Origin of the sequence: Sodalis endosymbiont of Henestaris halophilus (assembly GCF_900161835.1) — a bacterium.
Lineage (GTDB): Bacteria > Pseudomonadota > Gammaproteobacteria > Enterobacterales > Enterobacteriaceae.
This window is the reverse complement of the sequence record NZ_LT897836.1, coordinates 361,682-373,989: the sequence shown is the minus strand read 5'-3', so window position 1 is coordinate 373,989 and position 12,308 is coordinate 361,682. Positions and strand designations below refer to the sequence as shown.

Annotated in this window: 4 protein-coding genes and 1 other RNA gene; 4 read left to right on the top strand and 1 reads right to left on the bottom strand. The window is 37.4% G+C overall.

Features of this window, described 5'->3' with window-relative positions; all coding sequences use genetic code 11:
• Positions 1-17: 17 nt before the first annotated feature.
• From HBA_RS03440 to ffs, 4 genes are all read left to right on the top strand, one after another.
• Positions 18-209, top strand: coding sequence for an HU family DNA-binding protein (locus HBA_RS03440; protein ID WP_157774238.1), 192 nt, complete (start codon positions 18-20; stop codon positions 207-209).
• A 3,614-nt stretch (positions 210-3,823) separates the two neighbouring features.
• Positions 3,824-5,581: a SmdA family multidrug ABC transporter permease/ATP-binding protein gene (locus HBA_RS00775; protein ID WP_097032158.1), complete on the top strand. Its 1,758-nt coding sequence runs from the start codon at positions 3,824-3,826 to the stop codon at positions 5,579-5,581.
• Between the two features lie 3 nt (positions 5,582-5,584).
• On the top strand, positions 5,585-7,363 hold the full coding sequence (locus tag HBA_RS00770; protein ID WP_097032157.1) for a SmdB family multidrug efflux ABC transporter permease/ATP-binding protein: 1,779 nt from the start codon (positions 5,585-5,587) through the stop codon (positions 7,361-7,363).
• A 2,481-nt stretch (positions 7,364-9,844) separates the two neighbouring features.
• Positions 9,845-9,928, top strand: an RNA gene (ffs, locus tag HBA_RS00765) — signal recognition particle sRNA small type.
• 414 nt (positions 9,929-10,342) lie between these two features.
• Here the strand turns inward: ffs and hha are convergent.
• The gene (gene hha, locus HBA_RS00760; RefSeq protein ID WP_097032156.1) at positions 10,343-10,546 is read right to left on the bottom strand and encodes a hemolysin expression modulator Hha; all 204 of its coding nucleotides are present in this window, start codon (positions 10,544-10,546) and stop codon (positions 10,343-10,345) included.
• Between the last annotated feature and the right edge of the window lie 1,762 nt (positions 10,547-12,308).

The following is a 12,308-nucleotide window of genomic DNA, read 5'->3' as shown; positions in this document are numbered from 1 at the left end:
GAATGTATGACAACTAATTGATCAAATTGCCACAACAGGTAACTAACATATCCCAAACAGTCGCTTGGATACTACTAAATGCTATTATTGGTTTTATTGACAAGTTTACCCAGAAATGCAATGACATTACACTGGTCAGATTTGGCACTGTTAACGTGTATAAGCACTCTGCCTGTACCGGGCATAATTCGCAAACTAATAAAAAATAATTATCATCTCTTGGGTAAGATCTAGATTTTTTTTAGCAAATAGTCTTTAATCGTAGCAATTGTGGGGATGGATTTACTCCAAGCAAGCAGTGCGTTTACAGATATAGAGGTTTTAATAATTTATAGCGGAGAGTATCACCTCATGATGAACAATTTACGCGCAGCCACAAATCAAATCTTGCTAAAAGTTATCATTGGGTTTATTGTAGTTTCATTGGTGCTGACAGGGGTGGCAACTATCTGATTAATATAAATGATGCCTACTTCACACAAGGGTCATAAGATAGGTAAGCGAATGAGTTTTGCGAAATTAGAGTAGAATGTGACCATCACACAGGAATTTATGAATACACAGTTTTCCTATGAACGACAAAAAAATGTTAAGTGTTTTAGTAGATACTTTTACAATTACTTAATAACACCCTTGTTGGGTCAATCTGCGGATTAACTTAGTTAATTATCAGCAATCTTTCAACAAAGCCAGCGACCTTTGACACACTGTCTGTATGTACTAAAGAGGTATTTTATTACACTAAATCACGCTCTCTGATAAACACAATATAGATCTGTAATCAACTCAATACCATGCACTGATAAGATTCAATCAAGATATAACGTGCAGGTAAACCAGTTTCTGTGCCAGGAAACTATAAAAGATGAGCTATATCTTGAAGAAAACGAAATCCAATGCATAAATGAAAACTATCGTCGACGAACAAGAACTCTAGACCTTGTCTAATTAGATATTATGATCAATTTATTATTTTTGTGAGTAAAATGCGACAGCTTTATTTAAAGCACAACCTACAATGCTTTGATTACTAATCTGAACTAATTTTAGCAAAACATCGAGTTCTCTATCTTAGCGAAACGCTTATTTTATCTACCTTGTCTCGGAACAAACGTATACTATATAGACCTGATAAGCGACCGCGATACGAGCCATGAGATGCAGCAAGATAATTCAAACAAGAAAAGCCAATTGTTAGGAGTCTTTAAATCATCAGTGAGTTTTTTACTCCTCGACCCCTTGTTTAGATGATGTGTAGCCGACTTAGCTCAGCACCGCTGAGGCAATGTATGACAAGGTCGCATCTAGAGAGTTGATAGGTACTATATAATTTGAATAGGGGAAATCAGCAGCAATAATAAAGCAAAAGCAATAATTCTAATGTCGTCACAGTGGCTAGTCATAGCTCATTAGTTATTCCTATTACCGATAAATATTCTGAATGCGTACCACCTCTACTAGAGGTGGTACGCATAAATACGGCAAAAAATCAATAGATAAAAGCTGTAAAAAGTTTACTTAGATACTGAAAAGCTCTTAACCTGACTTAAACAGGATAATAATTAAGACAAACTAAGGAGTTTAATGCGCAGACCTTACTTTTCAGCACAGCCTCATTGCTGCATTTTAACTCTACTAATTAAATAACGCTACTGTCGCTGCTTGTCTAGGCGGTATGCACAATGTGATGCTAACCGCCATAAAGCAAAATTGTGCTACGATCCCACCAACTAATACACCGGGATATATCGTCTTAATTGCACTGAGCAACATTATTACTTCACGATCATTTGAGAAACTACAAAACAAAAAAGTGTTTGTGGAATAATTGAACTAAGAGATTATTAACGCAGCCTTTTATGAGTTACTTTAAACAACCCATTCCGGTAGTAAAACTCAACTAAAGATGTGATTTTTTAGAATCATGCGGTGCCTGTATATTTATTAATACATCATACACCACCGATCAATTTTTTTGGTGGTAATGCGCCAGCGCACAGCTTTCAAATTTTTCTAGCCACACAACAATCCTGATACAATGCAGTTCGCTCGTCATACTGAAATTCGATACGGCCTTTACCACATTAGTTGAAGAATTCAATAAAACTAGCGCGGCAAACAGCATTCATCAAACGCTATCTTTTTGCACATTTTGTGATAGTTACGTTTACCGTAACCTGATAAGTATGAATGGTAATAAGCATTAAAAACAATATGTTGCAATTGTGCAAAAGTGTTTGGTATGTTATATGAAGTGTTATCGAGGCAAGGTATAAAAATGATATCGTAGGTAAGATTGCTGTTAGTCAGAGCATTTAACAGGACCGCATTAATGATCTACTGACGCGGCCGCTAACTTAACAAAAACGTCAGCGACCAGCTGACGATAATATCCATTTAATTAACACTAGTTATGTCAAACATATAACGCAAAATATAATTCATTGTGCTGACTTTACGCTTGAATAAGGCAAGTAATTGACTTCTTGTCCAATAACATAAATATCACCACCGATTGTTTCACGTATTGCATTCATCTTTCATAAAACAGGTATAGATTTATTTCCCACAGATTTATAATAACTTAGAGCGAAGAATTCGATAATTGATTTCCGTTACAAGTTTTCTTGTTTAAACTGCTATGTATTAATATTGCCCATATGTTTTTTCACCCACGCCGATTAGTACTGCATGTCAGTATACACGCATATGTTTAGTCAACTGCAAATGCCCTCCTACCTAGGGTGCTGCGCATACAAGCCGAGCAGCGGAGCTGCTTTTCCATAGCTACTACTGGCACAACGCTATAATGGTACTGCTTAGGGACAGTTATTATGATTTTGAGATCATTAAGGAATAAATGACAATTATACCCGTAATCCAGTCTATTCCTTCAATGCGGCTAAGACGATTATTGGTCAATACAGAAGAGCACGGATAAAAAACATATAATACGTAACCGTCTTGAGAGATCACCATCAGGAAAGTAGAGAGGGAATGATGACAGAAAATATTCTGCTCAACGCAGCCGTCATTGGCGCAGTTTATTATAACGATTACAACCGCAGAAAGAAGTTTGCACAATAGTTATTTTTTATGGCATAAACCAATTAGCAAGGAGTTAAAAACGATAGTGACCCAGCATAGTGATTTACAATTTATGTTTAGTTGTGCGATATATGTAAGAACGAAGGCAATAAAAGCAGACTAGCTCTGGAATAAAAAGTATGTTTCGGATACAACTCTACGGTAAAATAAAGCTTGCTTAATTAATATATACTAACGTATATAACAATTGCTACGATGCCGGTAGAAAGACTTTAAACAATATATCTGATGCTGTACAGTTTTAAAAATAAGTTTTTTCATCTTGCAGGTAGGAGATCATACTAGGAATATCCGGCAACATAAATTAGATTAAACAGGGATCCGTTATGCATTAAAACTTAGGATATTGTGTTACGGCCTCTACCGTACGTAACCACACGGTAGTTTTATTTATTATAAATATTAGCATATATTTAACATAATAATAGATAAGTAGTTTACTGTTGCTCACATTATTAGCGTATCTGGACGAAGTGTTATCTTATTCATAACAAGAAAGAACTAATAGCCTTAATATTGTCATTAACGTCATGTTTCTCATTATTACGTTACAGCCACATCCATGTGAATGGATCTCCGGCAAAAGCTAAATGCAGCATAAATTTCTTAATCACGTCTTAATCACGTCTTAATCACGGTATAATGTAGCAACAATCAATGGTGCCTAGCGCTCGAGACGCGGCTGCCAGGATATTTATTTTTGGAATAACACCTCGTGAAATTATTTGCACAATTAGGATGGTTCTTTCGCCGCGAGTGGCGACATTACCTGGGTTCTGTGTTTCTACTAATTATTATTGCGCTATTGCAATTAGTACCGCCTCGTCTTGTGGGGATAATTATCGATAGCGGGGTCACCGGAAACACATCCAGGCGACTTTTAGCGCTTTGTTTAGGAATAATGGCCTTCACTGCAGTTTTAGTATATGGGTTGCGCTATTTCTGGCGGATGTTATTGTTTGGTGCTGCATACCGTCTGGCAGTGGAACTGCGCAATCGGCTATATAATCTGTTCAGCCAACAATTGCCAGGATTTTATTTACGTCACCGTACCGGGGATTTGATGGCGCGTGCCACTAATGATGTAGACCGCGTAGTTTTTGCCGCGGGAGAAGGTGTGTTGATGCTGGTAGATTCTCTGGTAGTAGGCAGCTCGGTACTGCTGGTTATGAGCTTGCAAATTAGTTGGCAACTAACCCTGTTAGCTTTGTTACCTATGCCGTTAATGGCTGTACTTATTAAGAGAGACGGACAGCGTTTGCATCAGCGTTTTCGAGGAGCTCAGGCAGCATTCTCTTCTCTTAATAATCAAGCACAAGAAAATTTAACCAGTATACGAATGATAAAAGCGTTTGGTCTGGAACAATACCAGTCCGTGCGTTTCGCCGCCGTAGCCACGAAGGCTGGCGATCAAAATATGCATCTAGCCCGTGTGGACGCCCGTTTTGATCCTACTATTTACCTGGCGGTGGGGCTATCTAATTTGCTGGCAGTCAGTGGCGGCAGCTGGCTGGTAATAAGCGGCTCCATGACGCTTGGTCAGCTAACCACCTTTATTATGTATCTCGGCTTGATGATCTGGCCGATGCTTGCCCTTGCCTGGATGTTCAATATTGTCGAGCGCGGAAGTGCGGCTTATAAACGCATTAACCAGACTCTGGAGGAGAGGCTGGAGATTGAGGATGGTGATTTATCTCTTCCCACGGGGCAAGGAACGTTGAAAGTAGCAATTAACTCATTTTATTATCCCCACGCAAAGAATCCTGCACTAAAAGATATTAATCTAACATTAACTCCTGGGCAAATGCTGGGCGTGTGCGGTCCTACCGGCTCTGGTAAAAGCACGCTGCTGGCGCTACTGCTGCGGCAATTTGATGTAATAGATGGAGAAATATGCTTTCACGATCTGCCATTGACCGCGCTAGCGCTCGATCAATGGCGCAGCAGACTCGCAGTAGTGAGTCAAATGCCTTTTTTGTTTTCCGATAGCATCGCTAGCAATATTGCTTTTGGCCGACCAGAATCACCGGCAGATAAAATCGAAGAGGTAGCACGATTAGCTTGCATACATGAAGACATACTAAATCTTCCTCAGGGGTACAAAACAGAGGTTGGAGAACGCGGGGTCATGCTATCCGGCGGGCAAAAACAGAGACTAGCTATTGCTCGAGCTCTATTGCTGGAGGCAGAAATTCTAGTCTTAGATGATGCTTTATCGGCAGTTGACGGACTAACCGAACACAACATATTGCGTAACTTACGCTGCTGGGTCAATCACCGTACGGTGATCATTACCGCGCACCGGTTATCTTCACTGCAAGATGCGAGCCAGATCGTGGTATTGAAACGGGGACGGATTAGCCAACAAGGCAATCACTTTTCTCTACTGCAACAACAGGGCTGGTACCGTAATATGTATCGTTGCCAGCAATTGGAAACCGCCCTAGAACAAGCATACAACCCCAGGAGATAAGCAATGTGCTATACTTGGACTAGCCTATATTTTACCCTCAAGCGTCTGCTTTCCTATAGCCGTCCCTACCGCAGGTCGCTAATGATGGCTGCTATGATATTATGGCTTGTAGCAGCAACGGAAGTCGCTGGACCAATAGTGATAAGCTATTTTATTGATTATATTTTACCTGAAAATATTTTATCACTCTGGAGAGTGACCGAACTAATAGTAATTTACCTTGCACTGCAGGTACTATCGGCTATGCTACGCTATTATCAAGCATTGCTATTTAACCGTACCGCGTTAAACATCGTGCAACAAATGCGAACGGAAGTAATGGATGCCGCTTTGCGTCAGCCGTTAAACGTATTCGATACTCAGCCAATAGGACAACTTATATCCAGGGTTACTAACGATACCGAAGTAGTGAAAGATTTATACGTCACGGTAGTAGCTTCCATGATACGAAGCATAACGTTAATCAGTGCCATGCTAGTGGCGATGTTTTTGCTGAACTGGCGGTTAGCTTGTGTTTCGCTTGTACTGTTTCCGTTTATCACAGTAGTAATGTGGCTCTATCAGCATTACAGTACGCCGATTGTTCGGCGTATGCGTGCATATGTCGCTGACATAAATAATGGTTTTAACGAAGCTATCAATGGAATGGGGGTAATTCAGCAATTCCGCCAACAACTGCGTTTTGGAGTCAAGCTACAGAGAGCTAGTTATGCTCACTTTCAAACCCGTATGGAAACGTTGCGGCTGGAAGGGTATCTGCTGCGCCCACTGCTTAGCTTGTTGTTTGCGCTGATATTATGCAGCATGTTGTTGTTATTTGGATTGAATCTTGGCGGTACAATCGGCGTAGGAGTACTGTACGCCTTCATCAATTACCTTGGTAGGCTAAACGAGCCCCTTATCGAACTAACCTCCCAGCAGTCCATCATGCAGCAGGCGGCAGTAGCGGGTGAACGTATTTTTGAACTAATAGATAGCCCAGCTCAGAAGTACGGTATGGATGATCTTCCCCTTAGCGGTGGTGCCATCGAATTGCGTAATCTCTACTTTGCCTATCGTCACGGCTCGCCAGTACTCCGGCATATTTCTTTAACAGCACCGGAAAGAAGTTTTATAGCTTTGGTTGGTCAGACCGGTAGCGGAAAAAGCACATTAGCCAACCTGATAATGGGCTATTACCCTGTCAGCGAGGGAACTCTGTTGCTAGACGGCAGACCCATCGAAACGCTTAGCCACCGCGTCTTGCGCCAAGGGGTTGCAATGGTGCAGCAAGATCCGGTAGTGATGGCTGACACGATCTATGGCAACGTTACCCTAGGAAGAAATATAAACGAGCATCAAGTCTGGCGAGCGCTTGAAGAAGTGCAGCTAGCGTCGCTAGTACGCTCGCTACCAGCTGGTATATTTACTCAACTAGGTGAACAAGGAAACACCTTGTCGATTGGGCAAAAGCAATTGTTAGCACTAGCGCGAGTGCTAGTGTCTGCGCCTGCGATATTGCTTCTTGATGAAGCAACAGCAAACATTGATTCTGGTACCGAACAAGCGATTGCTCGAGCACTGCAAACAGTGCGGCAAAATACAACGCTAGTAGTCATTGCCCACCGGCTATCGACAGTGATAGAGGCGGATCAAATCCTGGTGTTAAATCAGGGTGAAGCAGTTGAGCGAGGCACGCATGCAACTCTCTTACAAGCGCGAGGTCGCTATTATCAGATGTATCAGTTACAGCAAGCGGGTAAAGCGCTGTACACTGATGTACCTCAAGCGTTATCTGGTTAAACTTTAATTTCTAGAACGGTAGTATTCCTCTGTCCAGCCGTCGTATTTACGGCCATTTTGTATTTTCTCTAGTTATCTACACCATTGTTCCCATTTATCATCCTACCAGCGTGGTGCGTTAACATTCCCGATGCTTACCCTCTTCCGATAAGATCGTTTGATTTTATATTCTTGTGTAATTTTTGTATCACTGGTTAACAGCTGTGAAGATTACTGATACTACATCGTACACTACGCTTTGCCTAAATCTTGCTTACTGCTATTAATGAACAAATACTAATTCATCGCGATAAGCACGATAAATAAGCATTTATGTTTCATATTGATAATAAGATGCAATATTATTTAAAATGAGATACTCATTTGGTGCATATAGAGTTGAGTGATCTTCTGTTTTGATTTTTAATCAATCTGCCGAAAGTTATTTATTAACAGCAAATCCTACTAACAAGTCAATCTTTATATCAAAATATTGATGATAAATACTTTACCGTGACCTAATTGATGATAGTAGCTCAACTCAATTTTTGAAAGAAATGTATGAAGTTAATAACCTGGATAATAATTAAATTTTTAATTAAAAGATTTAAGTAAAGTACTAGTATTTTACAGTCATTCAAGAGATCACTATCACTAACGTAAAATAATTAAGTAATAAGGGTATATAGATCTTTATCGCCTATCCGGCTTTATAACATGTAAGTTTTTTGCCCACAATGAAGTGAATATCTGCTATTTAAGAGGCTCAGTTTGACTAAATAATGAGATTTCATTAGCATAATTGCCTAATGCTAACTACAGCAGCGACGAAAAGATTTTGTTGCTAAAATGTTAGCTGGTTATTTGCATTAGCACCGGAGAAATAAATAAAGTAATCTTTTAAAGATATGCGCTATTTATACATGACATGTATAAAATTAAGAAATAATTTTGCCAACTGCTTGAACAATGCGTTTTTTGTTATTCTGAACCATAAATGCGTCACTCTAAGTTAACTGAGGCACAAAGATAATACCTTTATAGAAATAAGAACTGCGATGCTGCTAATGCAAACCGAGATCACTTACCTCCCCCCAATCTGCGCGGGTTGTAGATGACTTACAACTACTCTCTGACATATGGTATTGTGATCGGTATCGCCGGCAATCTAAGAGTGATTATGCTTAAATGCATCCATGTCATCGCTATGCCTGTTTGTTTCTATTAATGGATTCATGTGACGTTATAGTACTCGTCATCACTACCTATATTTAATAGACGATTTATGATCAACAGTGATATAGTATGAAAAGAGCCACTACTTAATACCCCGGGTTATTGATTAAAGTTGTGCGCTTTGTCAGCGCAAACTAAAGCCCACAACTATGAGTTAGTGAAGCTCTCAGGCATAAGTACTTTCAAAATAACTTGCACAAGGATGTATTATCACTGATGAGCCGATAACGGCGATCGTGCCTTAATGTTTGATTGTGCTATTTGGGGGTGTCTACCTTGCAAAACTGCTCTACCTGTTTTTAATGGGCTAAAAATACCGATTTTACTTTAACGATGGACAAATAAAACCAATCATATTATGATGCTAAAGCATCTGAAACTGATCCTATACCTATAAATTATGAATAAGTAGCTTATATTATGGTACTGCATGCAATATTAGAAATAGTACAATACATAAAACATAATAGGTGTAAAAGTGTTAGGTTGAACATTTAATCTTACCCGAATATGTATTCGGGTAGCAGGGATGATCTAATGATTCTATACAATAATCATCAACGTAAAAGCGCATACCTAATATCACACCTATACGTCTCATAGGTGAATATTTTTTTATCCTAGTAACTTACCAGATCTCTGTTGGTAACAAAAACGCCATTATAGTCCTCACGCTATATGAGTTGTCCTACGCAATATTTCCTGTTACACGTAGTGTTGTGTATTTACTATAACGGCAGTGCTTCATGTTAGTCGTTTCCAACGACTTGTTGGCAAGTAAGTTAAACAAGCACATTATCTTACTGAAATAGACTACAAGCTTGAAATACCATAAGCTTGTGATTCTATTTCAGTTTTAGCAAAAATAACATGAAAATAAATCGTTATATGTAAGGTAAATTGTGACATTATTCAGCAACGGATTAATATTGTACGAACTTGCTACACAGCGTGTAATATGATAGTAAAAAGTGTTTTATCACTTAAGGTGTTAAATAGTTTATAGGAGATAGCATCCATAACTTGATATAACTGCGCCAAAATTCTCATGAGAAAGATCCGGCATATTTTACTTTTGCTGTAAAATTTCTTCTTATAAATTATTTTACTACATTTAGTTAGCAACTAATTACCACCCACAGTAGTTGTGTGTTATTTTAAATAAATTAAATAAAATATTTCACGAAATTTAACTTGTTATTATCTGAATTTTAATGAATAATAACACATTGCTTTTCTAGACAATCAGGTCTATGGAGACCCTGGTTACTTCAGTAACACTATCTTGCAAACTCGGTCAGGTTCGGAAGAAAGCAGCCGTAGCAAGTAATGTGTGTACCGAGATATCGTGGCCAGGGGTTTCCACCTATTTTACTCTTATTATTTTGTCACTTCATAAAAAGACCCGCCGTCGCACTAACGTTATGCTTCTTTTCAATAAAGAAAAAGCACGGTGTTTTTGCATATTCCTTAATTGATAATACTCTAAACACGCATATTACGTGCATGCATATACTGTCCCGGACATTTTAAAACTTAAATAGCACACGCTATGTATCAAAATTAGCCACTAGGCTGGGAAAAATTGCAAAATGACAACTTGAATATTACTACCTAATAACATGAAATTAACCTAACGTTAATAACATTAACAAGAGCAATCGCTTAACAGCGAGCAAACAATAGTACCTTGACACTGGCAGTAAAGGTAACGTATTAAATTTAGACTCATTAAACACCAATATTATGTTTATAGCAATTAATTTATCGTACATGTTTCCAGACAGAAACCGGCACTTTATCGTACAGCTTGTTCATGGTAAGTTCTGCCAGGCGATGATCGGCCGCAGAATTGAATATCTCAAGTTCATCATCAGACAGCTCATATTTATTTTTTTCAATTACACGCTCAAGGGTTTTTAGTGTCAAACACTTCCTTAAACGCATTAAATAGTCAATCTTTTTCATTTTTTACCTCTTGCACAGTAAATTTGCTGGTAGTGAGTTTATTTTATTAAGTTACCCAAAACTTTGGTTTTCAACATCATGACTAGTAAAAGCATAAAAATGCAACACCAGCACTAGATTTCATAATTATTAAGGTTACTGCTTTATTAAACAGAATTTAAGTACTCTATAAAAAGTTAAAGCTAAATTAGTAAATTCACTTTACTTATAAACATGAAGAAGACAATATTTATCGTCATATGCTTAATTAATTTATTACGCAATGAATTAACAACGCAATAAAGATCATTAAATAATCATAATGACTATTACTTAAATTTGATATCATCCAATAATGAATAATTGTTACATGGGTATTTTACATGCGCAATATCATTAAGCATGGTGAATATTCATTCATACTAACTATAGTCATACATGATAATTATAGTGTTCCTCAAACTTACTTAACTACATAAAGAAATGTAAAATTCTCTCTTGCATCTTCTAAATTAGAGATGGAGTATTTATAGATTCTTAAATGATACTTTCTGTATGTTAATCTATAATCCTTAACTACAGCTATCCGTAACGTTGTACCTCAGGTAACAACGTTAAATAAAAAAGGAAACCTCAGATTGTTCTCTCATTGCATCGCATGCTGATTCAGCAAAAAATGAAACGATTAGACTAATGAGGAGCAAGTACTACTACGTTACTTGTTCCTTAACAATAACAGATATAACAAACAAATAAAATAATAATTTTTAATTAGTTAATCATAATTTGCACTTATTAATATGCGCAACTCACTGTATTTATTTTACCTTTAGTATATTACCTTTGATACCTTAACAATATAAATACAAAATAGAGAAATATTTTCCACGAAGTAGATTTTTACTTTATATTTCTACTCTTAACGCAATCACTATTAAATTGCTAATGACATTTTTGCTCTTATATTACTTTAAAACTAAGATTACATATGATCATGAGAATAACGAGATGAGCGATTTAAAAAATTTATAATATCTGCTTTATTATTAGTCAATGTTAAGGTGGTGATCAGCTCTGTTCATGCATTTAGCTAATTAACTTGATCTAAATTTATTCATGTTTTTTTTTCAAAAATGTAAGCCCCAGCAAAATTACTTTATCAAGTATACAAGTTTGCATGTTAAACATCTTAATTTTTAATTATAAATCGATTTGCAAGGCTCTTGCATTCAAAACTCTTCAACTATGTGCCACCGATGTGAGATTATGCATACAGCATGCCACGTTCGTGGTGCTTTGCGTTATTGCTATAGCATTTTTCCTTGTGGTAGCAACTAGCAAGTTAATCACATACATCTCAAGAAAACCTTGCAGATCTTTAACGGCTAAAATCTAGAATTAGCGTCAGTGATATCTATATCGATTAGTATTTCTACGAGCATATAAATTTAAAAATCTCGTTAGATAGGCTTAACGCTTTAAGTCTTAATCTAAGTGATGCTGCAATATTAGATTCATCTAAGCAGTTTTACTAATCACTAACAGTTAATAGTATGATGCATTCAAGTATACCTCATACTTATGTTTTGCCTTTATAAGGCATATCTTTGCTACTGAATACAAATGGCTTTTTATGCTTTGGCATGCCATTCAAACAATCTATTTGACTACGTTAAATTAATTTACGATAAATGCAATTTTTATATTGTTAGGAAATACGATAATAAAATATGCTATATTGTCTACAAAATAACTTTTAATGATGCGCTAGATATCAAACTTA

What these genes read in the sequence shown, in the direction of transcription:
- HBA_RS00770 (WP_097032157.1), top strand. Translation starts at nt 5,585, where the DNA reads ATGTGCTATACTTGGACTAGCCTATATTTTACCCTCAAGCGTCTGCTT.
- hha (WP_097032156.1), bottom strand. Translation starts at nt 10,546, where the DNA reads ATGAAAAAGATTGACTATTTAATGCGTTTAAGGAAGTGTTTGACACTA.